Origin of the sequence: Brevundimonas sp. (assembly GCF_046299535.1) — a bacterium.
Taxonomy (GTDB): domain Bacteria; phylum Pseudomonadota; class Alphaproteobacteria; order Caulobacterales; family Caulobacteraceae; genus Brevundimonas.
The window spans coordinates 43,082-64,136 of the sequence record NZ_JBKBIB010000002.1 but is presented as its reverse complement, the minus strand read 5'-3'; the positions used below and the strand labels follow the sequence as shown (position 1 = coordinate 64,136).

The following is a 21,055-nucleotide window of genomic DNA, read 5'->3' as shown; positions in this document are numbered from 1 at the left end:
ACATCACCCCGGCGTGTAGTAGGTCGGCGAGCCCGGTCCCACCGGCAGGCCGAAGCCGAACACCCACAGGAAGAACAGGATGGTCCAGGCGATGGTGAAGAAGATCGAATAGGGCAGCATCATCGCGATCATGGTGCCGATACCCACATCCTTGTTGTAGCGGGTGGCCCAGGCAAGGATCAGCCCGAAATAGCTCATCATCGGGGTGATGATGTTGGTGGTGGAATCCCCGATCCGGTAGGCCGTCTGGATCACCTCGGGCGAATAGCCGATCAGCATCAGCATGGGCACGAAGATCGGCGCGGTCATGGCCCACTGGGCCGAGGCGGACCCGATCATCAGGTTCACGAAGCAGCAAATCAGGATGAAGCCCAGAAACACTGCGGGTCCGGTCAGCCCGCTGTTCTGCAGGAAGGTGGCGCCGTTGACGGCTGTGATCGCCCCCAGATTCGACCAGCCGAAGAACGCTACGAATTGCGCGGCGAAGAAGACGATCACCACATAGAGGCCCAGGGTGGAAATGGCCGAGGCCATGCCGTCGATCACATCCCGGTCGTTGCGCATGGTCCCGACCGTGCGGCCATAGGCGAAACCGACCACAAGGAAAAAGAGGAATATCCAGGTGACGAAGCCCGTGAAGAATGGAGATCGTATGCGATCGCCACTCACCGGATCCCGCAACAGGCCCCAGTCCGGAACCAGGGTCAGGGCCATGAGGCCAAGCACACCCAGGGCCGCAAGCCCCGCGACCATGAGGCCCTTCTTCTCCCTGGCCTGCAACGGCTCCATGGAGCCGCCCTTCAGCACCTCGGGATCGGCCTTTGATTTGTCATAGGCGCCGAGCTTCGGCTCGACGATGTAGATGCTGACCAGGCCGCCGATGATCGTCACCATGAACACGCTGATGACCATGAAGAAGTAGCTGGCGGTCGCCGGCACGATATAGGCCGGGTCGATCAGGCGCGCGGCTTCCTCGGTTATGCCGGCCAGCAGAGGGTCCACTGTCCCGATCAGAAGATTGGCGGAATAACCGCCCGATACGCCGGCGAAAGCCGCCGCCATCCCCGCCAGCGGATGTCGGCCCAGCGAGTAATAGACCGCGCCCGCCAGGGGCACGAGCACCACATATCCCATTTCCGACGCGGTGTTGGACAGCACGCCCGCGAAGACGATGGCGAAAGTAACGACCTTGGGGGAGGCGCCCAGCACGATGCCCCGGACCGCGGCCGACAGCATGCCGGATCGTTCGGCGACGCCCACACCCAGCATGGCCACCAGCACGACGCCCAGGGGAGCGAAGCTGGTGAAATTGCCCACGAGGCCAGTGAAGATACGGCGCAGGCCGTCCGCACTCATCAGGCTGACCGCCCGGATCATGCCGTCGTCTGATCGACCTGCGGATCCCAGGGGCCTGGGATCTTCAACCGCTACGCCCATGGCCCCGAACAGGCCCGAAAGCAGCACCATGGCCACGGCCAGGAGGAAGAACAGGGTGACCGGATGGGGCAGGCAGTTGCCCAGCCACTCAACCGCATCAAGGAATCGCGTGAAGGCGTTGCGCTTGCCCGGCGGCGGGCCGGCGGGAGGCTTTGAACCATTGGGCGTGGCCGGCGTGGCGTCGGTCATCAGGCGTCCATGTTCTATTGGGTCGGGAGGGGGGACCGGCCACAGGCCTTCGTGACGCCCCCCTGTCGATGAGCACTTTCAGCCGACCCGGGATGGAAAGTCCAGCCATGCGGTGGTCTTGCGTGCGCCCGCCCTGTTATGACCCGACCTGAACCCCGCCCCCTTCACGAGTGTAACGGACCTTCATGCACGCCTTTGACGCCCTGCGCGCACAGATCGCGGATTACCCGATGCTGGAGACCGCGCTGGGCGTGCTTATTCTCCTGACGACGGCCTTTCTGGCGGACTGGGTTACCCGGCATATCCTCCTCAGGATCGGGCGCAGGGTCCTGAAAACGGTCAGGCTTCACAACGAGGCTACGGCGCCGATCGCCCAGCGCCTGGCGCGCATCGCCCCCGCCCTGGTGATCCACAACGGCATTCAACTGGTGCCCCATCTGCCGCCCGGGGCGATGACGGTGGTCCAGAACGTCGCTTCGGCCTTTGTCATTCTGACGATCGTCCTGACCGTTTCGAGCGTTCTCGACCTGGTGAACGCGCGCTATGCGCGGCGTCCCAGCGCCGCCAATCGCCCGATCAAGGGCTATATCCAGATGATCAAGATCGCCCTCTTCGCGATCGCGGCCATCTTGATCATCGCCACCCTGATCGAGCGTTCGCCGTTGCTGCTGTTGTCAGGGTTGGGAGCCATGGCGGCGGTGCTGATGCTGGTGTTCCAGGGGACCATCCTGTCGCTGGTGGCGTCGATTCAGCTGACCTCAAACGACATGCTGCGCGTCGGAGACTGGATCGAGGCGCCCCATCTCAACGCCGACGGCGATGTGATCGATATCGCCCTGCACACGGTCAAGGTCCAGAACTGGGACCGGACCATCACCGCCATCCCGACCTCCAAGCTGATCACCGACAGCTACAAGAACTGGCGGGGCATGAGCGAGAGCGGCGGGCGACGCATCAAGCGCAGCCTGATGATCGATCAGAACAGCATTCGTTTTCTGGAGCCCGGCGAGCGTGAAAACCTGTGCCGCTTCGCTCTCATCGACGACTACATCCGACGCAAGCAGGACGAGATCGACGCCTGGAACAAGAAATTGGCCGAGGCCGGCCGCGAGCCCGTCAACACGCGCCGCATGACCAACATCGGCGCCTTCCGAGCCTATGTGCAGTCCTATCTGCTGGACCACCCGCGTATCCATTCCACCGGCCTGACCCTGCTGGTCCGCCAGCTTGACCCGACGGCGCACGGCCTGCCGCTGGAAATCTACTGCTTCACCACAACCACGGCGTGGGTGGAATACGAAAGCATCCAGGCGGATATCTTCGACCACATGATCGCCATCCTGCCGGAGTTCGGCCTGCGCCTGTATCAGCAGCCAAGCGGGCTGGACGTGGCGGAGTTGTCCAGTCGTCTTCTGCCTTCAGAAAAGGCCGCAACGAAGGCTCAGGCTTCGGCGTCGTCCTTGAAATAAGGCTCCACCGGCCCCTGAAGCTTTACGGTCAACTGGTTGCCCTTGCGGTCAACGCGATTGCCGACGGCCAGACGCACCCAGCCCTCGGAGACGCAATACTCCTCGACGTTGGTCTTCTCTTCGCCCTTGAAGCGGATGCCGACCCCGCGCGCCAGCACAGCCTCGTCATGGTGCGGGCTGGCGGGATTGACGGACAGACGGTCAGGGGGCGTTTCGGACATAAGGGCTCATCGCTTCGCTGGAGATCGAGGCGCGGTGATAGCTGCTGTTCGCGGCCACGCCAACCAGCCTTACTGAACGGTCTGACGGGCGGGCTCCGCGCGGCCGCCCTGCCCGCCATCGGGTTCGTAGGGCTGGGGACCGGGCGGGGGCGCCGGCGGGGTCTGGATCTGGGCGCGCGCCTGGGCCTGAGCCGGACGGCGCGCCGGGGGAGCCTGGGGCGGCGCCTCTGCTGTCCGGACGGGCGCAGGAACGGGAGCGGGCGCGGGCGCGTTCCGCGCCACGGCTTCGGCGCGGGCGGCCAGTTGCTGCGCTTCATAGCGATCAGCCAGCTTCTCGGTCAGCTCACGCGCCGCCGCAGGGGGCATCTGGGCCATGATGGCGGCCAGGGCGCGGGGGCGCATGGCCTGGGCCACCGGAAGACGCACAGAGTCCGCCAGGCTGGTGAAGACCGCCGCCGCCTCGCGCGGCCTCATGGCCTGATAGACTTCCACCAGCCTGTTGATCTCGGCCTGTTCCCGCTCGTCCGCCTGACCCAGCATCCCTTCCAGCTCGGCCTTGATGGCGTTCAGCGCGGCCATCCGCTCATCCAGCTTCTGTTCGGCTGCAGCCATCAGCGGCAGCATGGTGGCGAAGTCCGCGTCGCGAGCGTCCAGCTCTCCGCGACGATCCGACAGGCGCTGGATGATCCGCAGTTCCGCCGGGGAGATGCCGGCTTGCTCGGCCAACTGGTCTTCCGACAGAGCGCATACGGCAGGCGCCGAGGCGGTCGTGAGCAGGGCCGCATCCCCGGCGGGGACGACGCCTTCCTGGGCCCAAGCCTGGGCTCCCTGGAACAGCTCAGGCGCCAGACCTGCCGCACGAACGGCGATGATGCCGCCCACAGCGATGGCGATCAGGGGCAGGATGCGGGGCATCTTCATCACACAGAGCTTTCAGCAATCAGGCGGCGAACAGGTCTTCGTCCAGCTTACGCCGGGCCCGGTTCAGGCTTTGTTGAGCAGTTTGGTTAGCGGCCAGGGCCTGCAGGATCATGGAGGCGCGCTCGGCCGCCTGTTCCGGCGCCGGCGCGGCGACCGCCTGCGGCGCAGGCTTCGGCTCGGAATGAGGGGGACGGACCACCGCCGACGGCTCGCTGACGGCAGGCGCAATCCGCGCCGGGGCTCGCGAAATCAGCCCCTCCAGCTCCGCCTTCAACTGACGGCCCTTGACGATGCGGTCGTGCAGGAGATCTGTGTCCTGCCCGGCAGACCTCAACGCCATCAAGGCGTTTTCGGCCTTGCCGGCGGCGGCGTTCAACTCGCTCACCGCTTTTGCGAACTCGGCCTGCCCGTTGCGCAGGGCGGCCAGCTTGCGCTCCAGCCGGATGCCGAAGGCCACAGCCCCTATCAGCAACAACATCAGGACGCCGTCCAGGATCAGTCCGGTCGTGCTCATCGTTTTCCTCCGGTCAGTCGGCTGGCGGTTTCCACGCTGATGGGCCGCTCCACACGCACGGCGATATGCTGGCCCTTGCGGCCCATGCGGCCGGTGGTGACCGGGATCGAGCCGCACCGGACGCTGACTTCGCTGTCGGGACCGGCGTTCAGCATCAGGGTGTCACCGACCTTCAGGTCCAGCACCTTCTGCAGCGGCATCTGTTGCTCCTCGAGCACGGCGCGCACCTCGGTTTCGGTGGTCCAGAGTTCGGTGGCCAGGTGACTTTCCCAGATGTTGTCGCGCCCGAACTTCTCACCCATGAACTGCTGCAGCAGCATCTTGCGGATGGGCTCCAGCGTCGAATAGGGCAGCAAGAGTTCGACCCTCCCGCCGCGATCCTCCATATCGATGCGCAGCTTGACCAGAATGGCGGCGTTGGCCGATCGGGCGATGGCGGCGAAACGAGGATTGGTTTCCAGCCTGTCCAGATTGAAATGCACCGGGGTCAACGGCTCGAACGCCGCCTGGGCGTCGGCCAGGATCACCTCGATCATGCGCTGGACCAGCATGCGCTCGATGGTGGTGTAGGGCCGCCCCTCAATGCGCAACGCCGCCGTACCCCGGCGACCGCCCAGCAGCACATCCACGATCGAATAGATCAGGTTGGAGTCGACCGTCAGCAGGCCGTAGTTGTCCAGCTCCTCGGCCCGGAACACCGCCAGGATGGCCGGCAGCGGGATGGAGTTCAGATAGTCGCCGAACCGTATGGAACTGATGTTGTCGAGGCTGACCTCGACGTTGTCGGAGGTGAAATTCCGGAGGCTGGTCGTCATCAACCGCACAAGGCGGTCAAACACGATCTCCAGCATCGGCAGGCGCTCGTAGCTGACCAGGGCCGAGTTGATGATGGCGCGGATGCCTGACCGGTCGGAACCGTCATCGTCTCCGAGATCAAAGCCCAGCAGGCTGTCGATCTCCTCCTGGTTCAGCACCCGCTCCGACAGGCCCGCTTCGCCGCCGGCCGTCGCTTCGTTGTCGAGAGTGTCGGCGTCGCTCATGATTTACTGCACCAGCATTTCTTCGATGAGCACGGCGTCCACGTGGCCCGGAGCCGCAATCAGATTGACGCGGCGAAGCAGTTCCTGGCGAAGCTGATGGCTTCCGGCGGACCCCGCCAACTCCTCGGGGCGCAGTTCACGCAGATAACCCTGGAACATATCCTGAAGGCGCGGAGCCTCGGCCTGTAGCGTCTGGGCCAGATGAGCGTCTTCCATTTCCAGGGTCAGCTTCAGCTTCAGGAAGGTGGGGCGGCCGCCGGGCGACTGAATATTCACCACCATATCCGGCAGGGTATAAAAGGTGACCCCGTCAGGGCCGGCTGCAATCACCCCTGCTCCGCCCTCGGTCGGAGCGCCATGGCCGCCTCCGCCTTTCTTGGCGGGGGGAGGCGGAGGAGACGCATGAGCCTCTTCTCCCGAGGCCTCGGCCGAGCCGGGCTGCATCAGGAAGAAGGCTGCAGCGCCGCCGCCCAGCACAAGCACGCCGACAGCCGCGCCGATGATCAACAGCATGGGCGGCTTCTTTTTGCCGGGCGCGCCGTCAGCCTCGACGCCGTCGGCGGGCGCCTCGGTCGTCGCAGGCAAACCCGCATCTTTCTTTTTCTTGCCGAGTTTCAGCATGTTTCCAGACGCCCCGCGGTCGCGAATCCCGACCTGTCGATTCCAGCCTCCAGATGACGCGGGTTTGGTTAACGAGGCGTTCATAACCGGCAGTTTCTGCCGGGCTGGGCCGTCGGCTCTCCCGCTCTAACCCTTTCCAGACAACGATTAACCCTGTTGGCCCGCCCCTTGCTCAGGACCGGGCTCAAGGAGTTGCCCGTGGAAAACGCCGCCTACGTCGCCCTGTCCCGCCAGATGACGCTTCGTCGCGAACTGGACATCGTGGCCAACAACATAGCCAACGCCGACACCACCGGTTTCAAGGTGGAGCAATTGATGGTCGGGACCGAGATCGGTCAACGTGCCCGCAATCACGGCATCCGTCCCTCGGCCAGCTTCGTGCTGGACAACGGCGTGGGACGCGACTTTGGCCAGGGATCCCTGCGCCAGACCGGTCGCACGCTCGACTTCGCCATTGAGGGGGAAGGCGCCTTCTTCACCGTCGAAACCGCTCAAGGCGAGGCTTACACCCGCGACGGAGCCTTTACCCTGGACCCGGAAGGACGCCTGACAACCCAGGCGGGCCATGCGGTTCTGGGCGACGGCGGTGAAATCATCCTGGACCCGGCTCTGGGCGCGGTCGCCGTGGCTGAGGATGGCACGATCAGCCAGGACGGCCAGCCGGTCGGGCGCCTGAACACAGTTCGCTTCGCCCTGCTGTCCGTGCTCGAAAAGGGTGGCGACGGGCTTTACCGCAACACCGCAAATGAAGCCCCGCTTGAGGCCAACGACGTCCAGGTCCGTCAGGGCATGCTGGAAGGCTCAAACGTCAACACCATCCTGGAAATCACCAGCCTCATCGAGATCAGCCGCGCCTACGAGCGCGCCTCCAAGATGATCGAAAACCAGAACGACCTGTCCAAGCGCGCCGTCGAGCGCCTCGGCCGTCCGAACTAGGGAGAAGCTGACCATGCGCGCACTTCGCACCGCCGCCTCCGGAATGCTGGCTCAACAGCTGAACGTCGAGGTCATCTCGAACAACATCGCCAACATGAACACGGTGGGATTCAAGCGCCAGCGCGCCGAATTCCAGGATCTGCTCTATCAGAACGTCGAGCGCATGGGGGCCCAGTCCTCCGCCCAGGGCACCGTGGTGCCCACCGGCATCCAGATCGGCGCCGGTGTGAAGGCCGGCAGCGTCTACCGCATCATGACCCAGGGCACACCGACCCAGACCGGCAATACCTATGACCTGGCCATCGACGGACGGGGGTATTTTCAGGTGACCCTGCCCTCGGGAGAAATCGGCTACACCCGCGCCGGCAACTTCTCGGTCAATCAGGAGGGGCTGCTGGTCACCGATGACGGCTATCAGGTGGAACCCGCCATCGCGATCCCTCAGGAGGCCGTGGACGTCTCCATCTCCCGCGCCGGTCAGGTCCAGGTGATACTGGACGGCGAGGCCGAGCCCCAGATCGTCGGTCAGCTGGAGATCGCCACCTTCTTCAATGAAGCCGGACTCGAGGCCATCGGAGACAATCTGCTGCTGGAAACCGCAGCCTCCGGCCCCGCCACTGTCGGCGCCCCCGGGGACATTGGCTTCGGGCAACTTCTGCAGGGCTACACCGAGGCCTCCAACGTGGATGCGGTCAGCGAAATCACGGCGCTGATCGTCGCCCAGCGGGCCTATGAGATGAACTCCAAGGTCATCTCCACCGCCGACGAAATGCTCAGCGTCTCCGCACAGGTGAAGTCATGATGAGAGCCGTCTATCGCCGTCCCGCCTTCGAGGTGATGCCCGGGCGGCGGCGCGCGCGTATCGGTGCGGGAGCCACCCTGCTGGCCGCCCTGATCATTGCGGCGGCGGCCGCAACCCCCGCCCTGTCACGACCCGTCACCCTGTCCGCCAGTCCCATGGACGACGACGGCCGGATCACCCTGGGCGAACTGTTCGACGGCGCCGGTTCCGCAGCATCGGTAGTGGTCGCCCAGCGGACAGGACCGACCGCTGTTCTGGACGCCGCCCAGGTTCAGGCCGCCGCCGCCCGCGCCGGATTGCATTGGAACAATCCTTCAGGCCTGCGCCGCATCGTGGTGCGTCAAGGCTCCGCCCCGTCTTCGTCCGCCCAGGCGTCTCCCGCGTCATCCGCCGCCCGCCCCGGCGCCACAGTCGAGGTCCTGACCTATGCGCGCAGCATGGCGTCCGGCGAGGTGATCCATCCTGAAGATGTGGTCTGGTCACAGGTGCAGGCTCATCAGGCCCCGTCAGGAGGGCCCCAGGACGCCGAGGCCGTCATCGGCCTGTCCGCCCGTAGGGCCTTGCGCGCCGGAACGCCGGTGCAGTCCCGGGACCTGACCGCGCCGCAGGTGATCGCGCGCGGCGACATGGTCCAGGTGGCTTTCATCTCCGGCGGCGTCAATCTGACCATCACCGGCAGGGCCGCCCGCAACGCCGCAATGGGCGAGGCTCTGGTCGTGACCAATATCGAGTCCGGCCGCGCCATCGACGCCGTAGCGGTTGGTCCAGGTCAGGCCGTAACGGGCCCGGCCGCCCAGGCGGCCCGCGCAAATCCCCAACAATTCGCCGCCCTGCGCTAGAGGAAATCCGTCATGCGTAAAGCCGTCATCGCCCTCGCCCCCCTGGCTCTGCTGGGAGCATGCTCCACTGCAATGGAGGCTGTGCGCGGCCCTGAACTGGCGCCCATCGGCTATCCCGCCGCTCTGGTGCCGGTCAACCAGCAGGTCCTGCCCGCGCCCGAGGCGCGCCCGGCCTCGGCCAACTCCATCTGGCGTTCAGGCTCCCGCACCTTCTTCGGCGACCAGCGCGCCCGCAACGTCGGCGATATCCTGACGGTGGCCATCGACATCCGGGACCGGGCCCAGACCCAGAATTCCACCCAGCGCAGCCGTTCCAACGAGATCAACTCTGGCGTCTCCAACTTTTTCGGGCTCGAGGCCGAGGCCGCAGGCCGCATAGGAGGCGCTTTCGATCCCTCCGCCCTGGTCGGATTTGGCGGCGGCTCCACCTCATCCGGCTCAGGCAGCGTCAGCCGATCCGAGAACATCAACGTCACGATCGCGGCCGTCGTCACCGCCGTCATGCCCAATGGCAACATGGTCATCCAGGGTCGGCAGGAAGTGCGCACCAACCGCGAGGTCCGCGAACTCACCGTCGCCGGCATTGTGCGGCCGGAGGATATTTCCTCGGCCAACACCATTCGCCACGACCAGATCGCCGAGGCTCGCATCCACTACGGCGGACGGGGCGACATCAGCCGGGTCCAGGCCGCCCCCGCCGCGCAGTCTCTGGTGGAGCGCTTCAACCCGTTCTGACCGAGAAAACGGCTCAGCTTCCGTTCATGTTCGACCTGTCACCACGGGGATCGACGAACGCCGGAAGCTGAGCCGTGAACCGTAAACGGCCATCCGCGTTCTGAAAGGCGGAGGCAGTTAACAGTATGTTCAAGTTTCTTATTCCAGCCGCCGGCTTTCTGGGACTCGTAACCCTGGCCGCCCAGCCCGCTTCCTCGGCCTATGAGGTTCAGCAGGATGTTCAACCCATGGGCTGGCATCTCCACCATGAGGGCTCCATGGCCAAGTTGGCTTATGGCGTGGCGAATTCCGACCAGTTGGCTCTGATGCTGACCTGCGACCCCGGCGAACGCAGTGCAATCGTCTACGGGGATGTTCAGCCCGACTCCCCCCGTCTCATGCGCGCCTCGATCAGCTATGCCGAACCTGACCCGCTGTCGGGCGGCGAGGCCTATGAGACCCGGATCGCCCTGAATGACTCAGCTCTCGTCAATCTTGCCGAGCGCGGCGCCATGCGGGTTGAGGGCGCAGCCGGTGTGTTTACCTTGCCCGCCACGGAAGCCGAGCGCCTCACGGTTTCGCGATTCCTCGGCTATTGCGCTTCGGATCGCGCCTGATCACTGTCGGTTCAGGATACGGGGGCGCTGAACCATGACCGCATGGCTGTTGATGGCGACGGCATTGGCCGCCCAGTCGCCCGAGCAGGCACGCTGGACCTGGACTCTTTACGACTCTCACGGCGCCCGGGTCGTACTGGCCAACGAAATTCCCGACACCCCCAGCCTTCGCGCCACACTGGAGTGCGACCCCGGAAGCGGCGCTGTCCTCGTTTCGGTCTACGACCGTGAGGGTGTTGAGGCCGGTTATATCTCGATCCGCTCGGGCCAGGCTTCCACTGCGTCGCAGGGAGAACTGTTCCAGGACGGTGGCTCCACGCGTCTCACCGCATCCATGCGCACGGAACACCCGGTGTTTACGGCTTTTCTCGAGACCCGCGCCCTGACCCTGCATCAGGGCGAGAACCGTTGGACGGTGCGCGTGGGCGCCCGGTACGGCGCCCTGCTCACCGATTTCGCCGCAGCGTGCGGCGGCTGACACTGGACGCCCGATGAAAGCCCTCATCCCCATCGTAACGACGACGTCCCTGCTGGTGATGGCCGCCTGCGCCTCGGTCGAGGCCCCGACTCCGGAGCCCTATGCGCCTCCGGAAAGCCCCGCGCCGACGCCCATCGCCGGATACGACTGGCATTTCAACAGCCACCCCGACGGCGTTTCGCTGGCCTATGGGGTCGCCGAGAGCGATGACGTGCGCCTCAGCCTGCACTGCGAAACCGGAACGCCGGGCCTGATGCTTTACAAGGACGTCGAGCCCGGCGCCGAGCCGGTCATCCATCTGGAATCCGGCGGGGAAACGGAACGCTTCCCCGCCGAATCCCAGCCGTCCATGCTCAGCGACGGGGTGATCCTAAGCGCCACGGCCGACCCGTCCCATCCGGTGTTCCAGCGCTTCCGCCGGGTCGGCTGGATCGCCTCCTGGGTCGGCGATCGGCGCGAAGCCTACGCCGCCCACGCCGGCTCCGAAGCCGCCGTCGAAAGCTTCTTCAGCGCCTGCGGCTAACCCACCGCCCCGACGCAGCCCTCCGGCCCGCCCGGCGCGATGCGAGCGTCGGTCAGGGCCAGGGTCCAGCCGTGGTGGGTGTGCAGGCCCCAGCGTCGGGCGCCCGCGCCGTCGCCCGCATCGCCGCCCGCCGACACCACCACCCGCCGTCCGCCCGGCAGGGCCGCCGGGTCGATAGGCCCGACCGCGAACGCCGACGGAACCTCGCCGCCGAAGCCCTCGAACACGCTCAGATGCGCCCACTCCTTGCGCAGACCGATCCACCACGGGGAGTCGTTGTTCACCGCCAGCACGGCCACGCCGCCGCCGTCCGAGGCGAAGCGCAGGGCGGCCTCGGCGTCCTGGACCATGCGGATCTCCGCGGCCCGACCGAACCGCTGGCGCGCGCCGTCAAAGGCCCGGGCCGGTTCGTTAGGCGACCAGACCTGAACCTTCAGCTGGCCCTGCTGCGCCAGACCCCAGCCGACGATCTCGCGCCAAAGGCCGGTCACCGCCTCCTTGTGCGCCACCGCCGCACGGCCGTGGACGTGGGCCAACACAGCCTTTTCACGGTCGGGGCGCAGCTTGGTGTGCGGGCCGGTCGGCGCGTCCTTGGCCCGGCCCACCTGGGCGGCCAGATCGAGGCGTTTCTGGAATAGCTCCAGAAGCTGATCATCGACGGCGTCGATCTGGGATCGCAGGGCGGCCAGCGCCTTGTGTTCGGGGGAGTCGGGGGCCGATTCAGGCCAGACCTGATGCAGGGTGGAATTGGGCATGGGAGGTTTCGCTGTGAAATGAGTTTCGAGGACAGGGGCGCGGTCCGCCGCTCCGGCTTGGGGAGCGGTCGCCGGCGAGGCTGTCGGTGGTCAGGCTTCCGACGCCTCAGCCGGCGTATCGAAACTCGTAAGCGAAATAGCCGAAATAGGCCGCGCGCGAACGGTCAGAGCTGGAGACGAAAAGCGCGCGCGACATGGACATGAGAAAGGTCCGGCTGGTTGCGGTCAGATCGACCGTTCGCCCAGAACACGCAAAATCCTTGCGCCGTCAACCCTCGGCAGCGGCCAACAGGACAAAGCGCGTGCGGTTATCTGCCGAATCCTGCAGATCGTGACGCAGAATCGACAATCCGTAGATTTCGGCGGCTGGCGGCGGCGCTACGGCCGCGCGGGTCACATCCCCCGCCTTGGCGACGTCCCGCGCAGCGCCCGCAGTATCGAACACCTCGCGCGCCTCCAGCCCCAGATCCGCCAGCGCCTTGACGCACTGGCCCAGCGCGGCGGGGTGGCTTTCGGCGATCTTCAGGTCCGACAGCCGCGCGCCCGGCGCCGCCATCAGCGCCAGCCGGATCGGTCTCCACACCTCCGTGACCACCGTCAGCCCTGACGCAGCAACCAGGTCGGCGGCGGGCTGGACCACGCCGATGGTGGAATTCTCGACGGGGATCAGAGCCAGGCCGCAGTCGCCCGAACGCACCGCAGTGATGGCCTGGTCGAATGTGTCGAACGCCACCGGCTCGTCCCACGGCCGCAGAGCCAGGCACGCCGCATGGCTGAAGGCGCCGGGCGCGCCCTGATAGGCCACCCGCGCCGGGCCCTTTGCTGGTTCCGATGCGTTCATGTCCTACATATCCGTCGTTTCGCGCAAGGAGCCAAGAGACGAGGTGGTGTCCTCCGGCGCGGCTCGCTAGGGTCGCTGCGTTTCACGGAGCGCCCCATGACCCTCGCCCCTGCTCGCAGCCGTCGTCACGTCCTTGCGGGTATAAGCGGCCTCGGCCTGGCTGGCGCTGCGGGATGCGCCGCCACCTCGCCCGCCTCACCAGCCCCGACCCGTCCCCGTTTCCAGCCCCGCATCCTCGCGCCGCTGCGTATGGACATGTCGCGCCTCACCCACATGACCGTCTGCCTGCGCCCGTTCCGCGCCGCCGGGCCGCGCCTGGACGTGGAGACAGTGGACGACAAACGGGTGGTGCATAACTATGGCCACGGCGGCTCGGGCTGGTCCCTGTCATGGGGTTCGGCGCAGATCGCCGCGCGCAACGCGCTTGAGGGCGGGCATAGCGATATCGCGGTCATCGGCTGCGGCGCCCTCGGCCTCACCACCGCCCTGACCCTTCAACGGGCGGGCGCGCACGTGACCATCTACGCCGCCGAACGGGCGCTCCAGACCCGCTCGGCCCGCGCCACCGGCGTCTGGTCGCCGGATTCCCGCATCGCCGACACCGCCCGTGCGCCCGCCGCTTTCGGCGATGTGTGGGAGCGCATGACGCGCGACTCCTGGGCCATGCACCGCGCCTATGTGGGCCTGCCCGGCCGGCCGGTATTCTGGAACGATAACTACATCCTGCGCGACGCCCCGCGCCTTGACGCGGCCTCGACGACGCCCGCACCCGAACCGATTCCGTCCGTCGTGGCCTTCGCCAACTATTCCGACCGCATCCGCGACCTGGGCTCGCGCTCCCGTCCGCTGGAGCCGCACGAGCATCCCTTTCCGGTGGATCAGGCCCGCCTGGGGGTCAGCATGACCTTCAATGTGGCCGAGTTGGCCACCCGGCTGACCGCCGACTTCCTGCGCGAGGGCGGCCGCATCCAGCAGATGACCTTCCACACGCCCGCCGATCTGGCGCGCCTGTCCGAACCGGTAGTGGTCAACTGCACCGGCTACGGCGCCCGCGCCCTGTGGGGCGACCACACCCTCACCCCCGTGCGCGGCCAGATCGCCTGGCTCGCGCCCCAGCCGGAGGTGGATTACAGCCTCTATTACAGCGGCGTTTCGGTGGTCCCCCGTCCCGACGGCATCGTTGTTCAGGCGCTGGGCGGCAGCGACATGTACGGCTACGGCGTCGAGGAAGAAGTCGCCGATCGCGAAGAGGCGGAGCGGGCCATCAACACGGTGGCGCGGCTGTTCGAAAGAACCTGACCTCCCGCTCATCCCGGCGAAAGCCGGGACCCAGTGCTTTGGGGTTGCAGCGGATCGGGGCCTCTCGCCGCTGGCCAGTCCTGAAACACAGCATCACGCTGGACAGGACCGGGGCCCGGCTTTCGCCGGAATGCGCGGTCAGAGATAACCCGGACTGATCACGCCGCCTCGGACGTCTCCACCCGGCCTGACTTCAGCCGTTCGGCCACCAGGAAGGCCAGCTCCAGCGCCTGGTCGGCGTTCAGGCGCGGGTCGCAGTGGGTGTGGTAGCGGCTGGACAGGTCGTCCTCGGTCACGGCCTGGGCGCCGCCCAGACACTCCGTGACGTTCTGGCCTGTCATCTCCAGATGGACGCCGCCCGGGTGCACACCCTCGGCCTCGGCCACGTCGATGAAGCTGCGCACCTCGCCCAGGATACGGTCGAAGGGCCGGGTCTTGAACCCGGTGGACGCCTTCAGCGTATTGCCGTGCATGGGGTCAATGGACCAGATCACCCGCTTGCCCTCGGCCCTGGTGGCGGCCATCAGTGCCGGCAGGCGCTCGCCCACCTTGTCCGCCCCGAAGCGCCCGATCAGGGTCAGGCGGCCGGGGATGTTGCCCGGGTTGAGGGCGTCGATCAGGGGCAGCAAATCGTCCGGCTCCATGGTCGGGCCGCACTTGACCCCGATGGGGTTCGAAATGCCCTTCATGAAGTCCACATGAGCGCCATCCAGCTGGCGGGTGCGTTCGCCGATCCACAGCATGTGGGCGCTGGTGTCGAACCATTCGCCCGTGGCGCCGTCCAGCCGGGTCATGGCGGACTCCACGTTCAGCAGCAGGGCCTCGTGGCTGGTGAAGATCTCCACCCGGCTCAGGTCCGGATGGGTGTCCGGCGTCACGCCCACCGCCGCCATGAAGGCCAGGGCCTCGCTGATCTTGTCGGCCAGGTCGCGGTATTTGGCGCCGTAGGCGTTCTCGGCCGCGAAGCCCAAGGTCCAGCGGTGGATGTTGTACAGGTCCGCATAGCCCCCGCCGGCGAACGCCCGCAGCAGGTTCAGCGTGGCGCTGGACTGGTGATAAGCCTTCAGCAGGCGGTTCGGGTCAGGCAGGCGTTCTTCGGGCGTGAAGCCCATGCCGTTGATGATGTCACCGCGATAGCTGGGCAGCTCAATATCGCCGATCTGCTCCACCGCCGACGAGCGCGGCTTGGCGAACTGGCCGGCGATGCGGCCCACCTTCACCACGGGCTTGCGCCCCGCGAAGGTCAGCACCACCGCCATCTGCAGGATCAGCCGCAGGGTGTCGCGGATGTTGTCGGTGGAGAATTCCTTGAAGCTCTCGGCGCAGTCTCCGCCCTGCAGCAGGAAGGCGTTGCCCGCCTCAACCTGCGCCAGCCGGTCCTTCAGATTGCGCGCCTCGCCCGCGAAGACCAGCGGCGGCATGGCGCGCAGTTCGTCCTCAACCCGCTCCAGGGCGGCCATGTCGGGATAGTCCGTCGGCATGTGCCTGACCGGTTTCGATCTCCAGCTCTCGGGTGTCCAGCGCGTATTCATTTCGCCAAGATAGGCAAACGGGCGCGGTGGAACAACGATTATGCGCCGATCGCCATGATCGCAGACGAGGTTTTCACCTCACCACGCCCCCATTTCGCGCAGCGCCTTCGCCAGATCCTGGGGCAGATCCGTCGCCTCCGCCGTGGTCAGGTCTACGGGCGCATCCTTCGCCTCCAGATAGCGCCAGCCCTGAAACGGCCGCCGGGCCAGCGGCGCGGTGCGGATCACGCGCGGCTCCAGGGTGATCTCGCAGCGGCTGGTCTTGCCCTCACCGGTGGTGGTGATGTCGAGGATCGGCTGGCGGCATCCCGCCACGCCCTTGATGACCCAGTACAGCGATCCGCCGTCCTCGATCTCCGCCGCCCGTTTGGGCGTCATGCGGGTGTGCACGACCAGAGGACGGCCCGCCGCAGCCCGCTTCTCCAGCCACTCCACCTCGGACACGCCCACACACAGCTTGATCAGATGCAACGCCATGGGCCGGGTCTAGCATTTAGGCGGCGGCGGAAAAGGGCTGCGGGTGTCGCGGCGGGGGATAACCCTGCCGCTTGCTGACGACGGAAATGCGAAGGCCGACCCCGGGCGTTGGGGTCGGCCTTCTCTATACTACAGGCTCACTGATCCAGCGGAGATCAGAAGCTCATGCGCAGGCCGAGGCTCACGCGGCGTCCCGACAGCTCGTACATGGTGGGGAACGAGGGATCCATGGTGTAACCCACGGTCGCTTCGTCCGTGATGTTGATCCCCTTGAGGCTGATCTGGGCCCAGTCAGTCAGCTTGTAGCTCATGGAGATGTCGGTCTGGCCGTAGCCGGCGCGCCAGATCGGATACATCTCGTAGCCGATGGCTTCGACATAATCGTCCTTGTAGTTGTAGGACACCCGGGCGTCGAAGCGGGTGTTTTCGTAGTAGAGTGTCAGGTTGTATGTGGTCTCGGCCAGCCCGACCGGCGGGGTCGGGATTCCCAGGTCCGACTCCCCGGTCAGGGAACTGTCGAGCAAGGTGTAGTTGGCGTTGACTCCGAAGCCCTGCAGGCTGCGGTGCAGGATGTCCAGCGGCATGACGGCCACAAGCTCCACACCGCTGACCTCGTATGAGCCCTCGGCGTTCACCGGCTGATAGACGTCGAAGTCATAGACGCCGTCGATTGTGCCGTTGGCGTTGTACTTGGTCACGTCCCGCACGACGCCGGTCAGTTCGTTGCGGACGACGCCCTCGACCTCCTTCCAGAAGTAGGACACCGCCAGAAGGCCGCCGTTGTCGAAGTAGCGCTCCAGACCGATCTCCCACTGGGTGGCGTAGGTGGGCTCCAGCGCCGGGTTGCCATCGGTGAACCGGAACGAGTTCCAGCTGGCCGTGCGGCGGTACGCCAGGTCCGTCAGGGCCGGACGCATCAGGGTCTCGGACGCCGCGCCGCGCAGGACCAGATTGTTCGTCAGGTCGGCATGGAAGTTCAGGCTGGGCAGCACTTCGCTGTACCCGCCCTCGCTGGTCACCGGCTCCGGCGTGTAACCGGTCGAGCCGTCCGGATTCTGGATCTGGTGGAAGCCGGACGAGACTACTGTCGTGTCCACGTAGCGCGCGCCGGCGTTGACGAACACAGGCACATTGCCGAGGGCGAATTCGAAGTCCGCCATGGCGTACAGGCTGACCACCTCCTCGCCGACCTCATAGTATTGGCCAGGATCGAACGGCGTGAAGAAGCCGTCATAGCGGAAGGTGCTGCGCGCGTAGGCGTTGGATATCTGGCTCCAGGTCAGGTCCCGGGCGCTGTAGGCGCCGCCCGGAACCAGGTCGGCGATAGGCGTCAACGGACTGTCCGCCAGGGTGCGGGTGTTGGTCCAGGACGAATCTCCCGGTCCGGGGCCCTGGATGTTCAGTGAACCATACTGCCGCTCCGTGGACCGGTCCGCGTAGCGCGCACCGACCTGTACGCTGGCGAGGGCTGGAAACGCCTGCAGATCGAAATAGCGCGTGAAGTCGAACTGGCCCGCGTACTTGTCGTCCGAGATCTGTTCGAATGTGGTTTCGTAGGCTTCGAACAGATAGCTCTCCGGCGCGTCGTACATATCGATGGTGGCGGGATTGGCGCTGGGGATGGTCTCCCCGCCCCGCTCGGTCCAGCGCGTGCGCGAGGGCGCATAGGCGACGTGTTTCAGGTTGGCGTAGTCGCGAGTCTGCTCGGCGCCGGAGTAGCCGACGAGCGCGTTCATGTCCCAGTTGTCGCCGCTCCAGTTCAGGGTCAGGCCGAACTGGGCGTAGTCCGTCTCGTTGATCCGCTCCTTGCTCAGGAACTCATGTTGGGTCGCTGTGTATGACACGTCACGCAGAATGATCATGCCGTAGTCGGCCAGGGTGGTGTCGTCGTACTCGTGGATGGTCTCCAGGGTGCTGCGGCTGGAGGCCGAATAGGCCGCCGCATCGTATTCGTCCTCGACGGTTTCATAACCGCCCAGCATGGCGTCGAAGGTCAGGCTGAAGTTGGAGGACGGGCGGTATTGCAGCGACAGCGTCGCCCCCCACTTGTCCTGATCATTCAGATAGGCCCGGTCGCCGACCTTGTCCTGAAAGATGATCCGGCCGGTTTCATCGCGATCACGGCGGTCCTGTACGATCACCCCTCCGTCGCGTTCCAGAACCGCAGCCGCCTGATCCGAGCGTGCGCCGGTCGCCTCTAGGAAGCGGAACATGGGACGGAAGTTGATGCCCGAGTTGGAATCGGTGCGGTTGGTCCGCTGCGCCGACGAGAACGACACCAGCGCACCCCAGTCGCCCCAGGTGTCGCTGGCCAGGAACGAGAACCGCGGATCGATCTCTTCCGAGATGGAGTTGTGCGCGCCCTCGACTGCGACGACGAAGGTGCGGCCCGCATAGTCGAACGGCCGCGCCGTGGAGATGTTGACCGAGCCGGCGATGCCGCCTTCCTCGTTCGCAGCAGTCGGGGACTTCTGGACCGTGACCTGCTGGATGATCTCCGAGGCGAAGATGTCGAATTCGACCTCGCGGCCGCCGCTGCCCGAGGCCGTCGCCAGGTCATTGATCGAGACATGTGTGAACTCGCTGGGCAGGCCACGCACCATGACCTGGCCGCCGAGGCCGCGGTTCCGGTCGATGGTCACGCCGGGCACCCTCTGAAGCGCCTCGGCCAGATTCTGCTCCGGGAAATTGACCACGTCCGTGGCGACGATGGAATCGGAAAACCCGATGTTGTCGCGCTTGATGTCGATGGCCTGTTCCAGACTGCGGCGATAGCTGCCGGTGATGATGATCTCATCGACCGTGACAGCGGTGTCAGGACTGGCCGAAGCCGGGTCAGCGGACTGGGCGAAGGCGGCGAACGGCGAAACAGCCACCACGGCCAAGGCCGTGGAAGCCAGGATTCTCTTCTTCATGTGTAGTATCCCCGAATGCGGCTTCCCTGCCGAAAGCCGATGGGAGGCCGATACGACCACCGCATTTTCGCCTCAAGACAAGTTTTTATAAAATTAGCTCAGAAGTCGGCGCTTTATTTTAAATAACAACGGCTCTGAACGACATAATTAATCGCATTCGGACATAATAATGAACCTATATCAGAAACAAGTCTGAACGATTACATAAAGTAGATCTGGATCATCGACCCGCAGGGTCGTGATCCGCCGCTCCTGTAATGACAGCCTGCATCACGACAAAAACGTCTGTGTTGTCCACGTAGCCGCCGTTCCAGTCATAGGCCTCGCCCCAAAGCCGGCGGGCACCCTGGTCTCGCAAGCTCATGCCTTCGAACATCGACGACCCCACGCCGATGGCGAAGAGGGGCACGAGTTCGCTGGTGTGATGGGGCGACCCATAGGTGATGCTCGGCGTCTCGCCCCGCCCGTTGTTGGCCGGCAGCACATAGTCATGAAACGTGTCGCCTTCACTCCAGACTCCGTCGCCGTCGACGTCCGTCCACGTCCCCGGGCCCCAGAGCATTCCGGTCTCATGGTCGGCGGTGATGATCAGCAAGGTCTCGTCCCAGCTGGAGTGGGTCTCGACCCATTCGACGACAGCATTCACGGCGTCATTGAAGGCCGCGTGTTCCTCCACCATTCTGCCCGCGTTGTTGGCGTGGTTGGCCCAGTCGACGGCCCCGCCCTCAATCATGACGAGAAGCCCTCCGGGCTTGCCGCCAGACGGTTCAGTGCGCCCCGCGCCATGACCGAGAGGGTCGGCGTTCTGTCCACAAAGGCGGCGCCGTCCGCGCGACGGAACTGCAGGGTCTGGCGAATCTGGGCCAGACCGAACAACGGCTCCACCCGGGCCCCGGCGCTCGGGCCGGCGTTGGCCAGACGCTCGAAATCGTTGCGGCTCTGGATCAGGGTGAGGCCGCCCGGGCTGCGTCCGTCGGCGAGCAGCCGTTCAAAATACGCGCGGCCGCCTGCCCAGGACCATGCCTCGGGCGAGACGTCTTCGGCGTCGACCGGACGACCGTCATCGTCGAACAGGGGATGGCCGGCGCCCATGACGACGTCCAGGCGGCCATCCAGCATCTGGCGGGCGACCACATCATAGTCATGGCGGCTTGCCGTCTGCACCCCGGCCCCGGCGGGCGTGGCGTGCGCGAACTGCACGCTGGTCACCGCGCCCGTCGCCATGCCCTGCCCGCGCGCGAGGGCGGCGATAGAGGTCAGCCGGGTCTCCCCGTCCCAAGCCAGTCCCAAGCGCGTATTTGTAGTCCGGCGGCCGGTATGCAGTACGGTCGAGGCGGCGGCGGAGTCAGTCGCGTCGCGCACCGAACCGAAATCAAGCCACCGCGTCGCGGGATCATAGGGCATGCGCCGCACGGACCGGGCTTCGGCGGCTTCGCGGGTCGGCGCCCCCTCGCCATCGAACATCTGCAGCGAACCCGTCACCACAGCGCCCACATGAGGCCGCGTACCATCGGGCCGGGGCCGCATATAGGGCTCGGCCCCGGCTTCTCCGTGGACGTAGTAGTCCGTAGCCATCCACCCGTTGAAGCCTTGGCCGTCCGCGATCATCAGGATGACGTTGCGCGGCCGCTGCGAAGCGCCTGCGTCCTGAGCCAGGCCCTCCGCGCTCCAGCCCAGACCGATCATGCCGACGAGGACAGCCGCAGCGAAACGGGAGAAGGTCATGAACATCCTTGAGGTCGTCTGCTGACAATAAGCCTGAAGGCGGCAGGCTAGACACGACGCCGCCGCCGACCCATCGCGAAACGGTGACATCCCCGCGCAGCTTTCAAGACAAACCCACGTCGCTTTCATGACGCGCCCGCCTGGCGGCGCGTGCCTGCAACGGCTGCAGCATGAGATTTCATCCGGCCCG

Annotated in this window: 20 protein-coding genes and 1 pseudogene; 9 read left to right on the top strand and 12 right to left on the bottom strand. The window is 65.9% G+C overall.

Features of this window, described 5'->3' with window-relative positions; genetic code table 11:
• Positions 1–3: 3 nt before the first annotated feature.
• Positions 4–1,626 carry an AbgT family transporter gene (locus tag ACK4FB_RS01790; protein WP_409747247.1) on the bottom strand — a complete coding sequence of 541 codons (1,623 nt, stop codon included), beginning with the start codon at positions 1,624–1,626 and terminating at the stop codon, positions 4–6.
• Positions 1,627–1,811: 185 nt separating this feature from the next.
• Here ACK4FB_RS01790 and ACK4FB_RS01785 point away from each other — a divergent pair, with 185 nt between their 5' ends.
• A complete protein-coding gene (locus tag ACK4FB_RS01785; protein WP_409747245.1) occupies positions 1,812–3,095 on the top strand; it encodes a mechanosensitive ion channel family protein in 1,284 nt (427 codons plus the stop codon).
• On the opposite strand, the gene ACK4FB_RS01780 is transcribed toward ACK4FB_RS01785, so the two are convergent.
• The 5 genes from ACK4FB_RS01780 to ACK4FB_RS01760 all read right to left on the bottom strand — a co-directional run bounded on the left by ACK4FB_RS01780 (position 3,068) and on the right by ACK4FB_RS01760 (position 6,412).
• Positions 3,068–3,316: a DUF3297 family protein gene (locus ACK4FB_RS01780; protein ID WP_409747242.1), complete on the bottom strand. Its 249-nt coding sequence runs from the start codon at positions 3,314–3,316 to the stop codon at positions 3,068–3,070. The genes ACK4FB_RS01785 and ACK4FB_RS01780 overlap by 28 nt on opposite strands.
• Positions 3,317–3,385: 69 nt before the next feature.
• Positions 3,386–4,237 carry a MotE family protein gene (locus ACK4FB_RS01775; RefSeq protein WP_409747239.1) on the bottom strand — a complete coding sequence of 284 codons (852 nt, stop codon included), beginning with the start codon at positions 4,235–4,237 and terminating at the stop codon, positions 3,386–3,388.
• Positions 4,238–4,256: 19 nt separating this feature from the next.
• Positions 4,257–4,751: a DUF6468 domain-containing protein gene (locus tag ACK4FB_RS01770; RefSeq protein WP_409747236.1), complete on the bottom strand. Its 495-nt coding sequence runs from the start codon at positions 4,749–4,751 to the stop codon at positions 4,257–4,259.
• A complete protein-coding gene (fliM, locus tag ACK4FB_RS01765; protein WP_409747233.1) occupies positions 4,748–5,791 on the bottom strand; it encodes a flagellar motor switch protein FliM in 1,044 nt (347 codons plus the stop codon). Before fliM ends, ACK4FB_RS01770 begins: the two co-directional genes overlap by 4 nt.
• Positions 5,792–5,794: 3 nt before the next feature.
• Positions 5,795–6,412: a flagellar basal body-associated FliL family protein gene (locus tag ACK4FB_RS01760; protein WP_409747230.1), complete on the bottom strand. Its 618-nt coding sequence runs from the start codon at positions 6,410–6,412 to the stop codon at positions 5,795–5,797.
• Positions 6,413–6,610: 198 nt separating this feature from the next.
• On the opposite strand from ACK4FB_RS01760, the gene flgF reads away from it, so the two are divergent.
• From flgF to ACK4FB_RS01725, 7 genes are all read left to right on the top strand, one after another.
• Positions 6,611–7,348 carry a flagellar basal-body rod protein FlgF gene (gene flgF, locus ACK4FB_RS01755; protein ID WP_409747227.1) on the top strand — a complete coding sequence of 246 codons (738 nt, stop codon included), beginning with the start codon at positions 6,611–6,613 and terminating at the stop codon, positions 7,346–7,348.
• Between the two features lie 13 nt (positions 7,349–7,361).
• The gene (gene flgG / locus ACK4FB_RS01750) at positions 7,362–8,150 is read left to right on the top strand and encodes a flagellar basal-body rod protein FlgG (protein ID WP_409747224.1); all 789 of its coding nucleotides are present in this window, start codon (positions 7,362–7,364) and stop codon (positions 8,148–8,150) included.
• Entirely contained in the window at positions 8,147–8,989 is an 843-nt protein-coding gene (flgA, locus tag ACK4FB_RS01745; RefSeq protein ID WP_409747222.1) for a flagellar basal body P-ring formation chaperone FlgA, read from the top strand. Before flgG ends, flgA begins: the two co-directional genes overlap by 4 nt.
• A gap of 12 nt (positions 8,990–9,001) precedes the next feature.
• Entirely contained in the window at positions 9,002–9,724 is a 723-nt protein-coding gene (gene flgH, locus ACK4FB_RS01740; RefSeq protein WP_409747219.1) for a flagellar basal body L-ring protein FlgH, read from the top strand.
• Positions 9,725–9,849: 125 nt separating this feature from the next.
• Positions 9,850–10,320, top strand: coding sequence for a hypothetical protein (locus ACK4FB_RS01735; protein ID WP_409747216.1), 471 nt, complete (start codon positions 9,850–9,852; stop codon positions 10,318–10,320).
• A gap of 34 nt (positions 10,321–10,354) precedes the next feature.
• A complete protein-coding gene (locus ACK4FB_RS01730; protein WP_409747213.1) occupies positions 10,355–10,798 on the top strand; it encodes a hypothetical protein in 444 nt (147 codons plus the stop codon).
• A gap of 13 nt (positions 10,799–10,811) precedes the next feature.
• Positions 10,812–11,321, top strand: a complete 510-nt coding sequence (locus ACK4FB_RS01725; protein WP_409747210.1) for a hypothetical protein — start codon at positions 10,812–10,814, stop codon at positions 11,319–11,321.
• On the opposite strand, the gene ACK4FB_RS01720 is transcribed toward ACK4FB_RS01725, so the two are convergent.
• Positions 11,318–12,076, bottom strand: a complete 759-nt coding sequence (locus tag ACK4FB_RS01720) for a chorismate mutase (RefSeq protein WP_409747207.1) — start codon at positions 12,074–12,076, stop codon at positions 11,318–11,320. The genes ACK4FB_RS01725 and ACK4FB_RS01720 overlap by 4 nt on opposite strands.
• A 268-nt stretch (positions 12,077–12,344) precedes the next feature.
• The gene (locus tag ACK4FB_RS01715) at positions 12,345–12,917 is read right to left on the bottom strand and encodes a prephenate dehydratase domain-containing protein (protein ID WP_409747204.1); all 573 of its coding nucleotides are present in this window, start codon (positions 12,915–12,917) and stop codon (positions 12,345–12,347) included.
• Positions 12,918–13,013: 96 nt separating this feature from the next.
• Here ACK4FB_RS01715 and ACK4FB_RS01710 point away from each other — a divergent pair, with 96 nt between their 5' ends.
• Entirely contained in the window at positions 13,014–14,216 is a 1,203-nt protein-coding gene (locus ACK4FB_RS01710) for an FAD-dependent oxidoreductase (RefSeq protein ID WP_409747202.1), read from the top strand.
• Between the two features lie 158 nt (positions 14,217–14,374).
• Here the strand turns inward: ACK4FB_RS01710 and ACK4FB_RS01705 are convergent, their stop codons facing one another.
• The 4 genes and pseudogenes from ACK4FB_RS01705 to ACK4FB_RS01690 all read right to left on the bottom strand — a co-directional run bounded on the left by ACK4FB_RS01705 (position 14,375) and on the right by ACK4FB_RS01690 (position 20,544).
• A complete protein-coding gene (locus tag ACK4FB_RS01705) occupies positions 14,375–15,748 on the bottom strand; it encodes a class II 3-deoxy-7-phosphoheptulonate synthase (protein ID WP_409747198.1) in 1,374 nt (457 codons plus the stop codon).
• Positions 15,749–15,826: 78 nt separating this feature from the next.
• Positions 15,827–16,225, bottom strand: a complete 399-nt coding sequence (locus ACK4FB_RS01700; RefSeq protein WP_409747195.1) for a DUF1489 family protein — start codon at positions 16,223–16,225, stop codon at positions 15,827–15,829.
• Positions 16,226–16,380: 155 nt separating this feature from the next.
• Positions 16,381–19,140 carry a TonB-dependent receptor gene (locus ACK4FB_RS01695; protein ID WP_409747192.1) on the bottom strand — a complete coding sequence of 920 codons (2,760 nt, stop codon included), beginning with the start codon at positions 19,138–19,140 and terminating at the stop codon, positions 16,381–16,383.
• A 220-nt stretch (positions 19,141–19,360) separates the two neighbouring features.
• Positions 19,361–20,544: pseudogene (locus tag ACK4FB_RS01690) on the bottom strand (alkaline phosphatase).
• Positions 20,545–21,055: the final 511 nt, after the last annotated feature.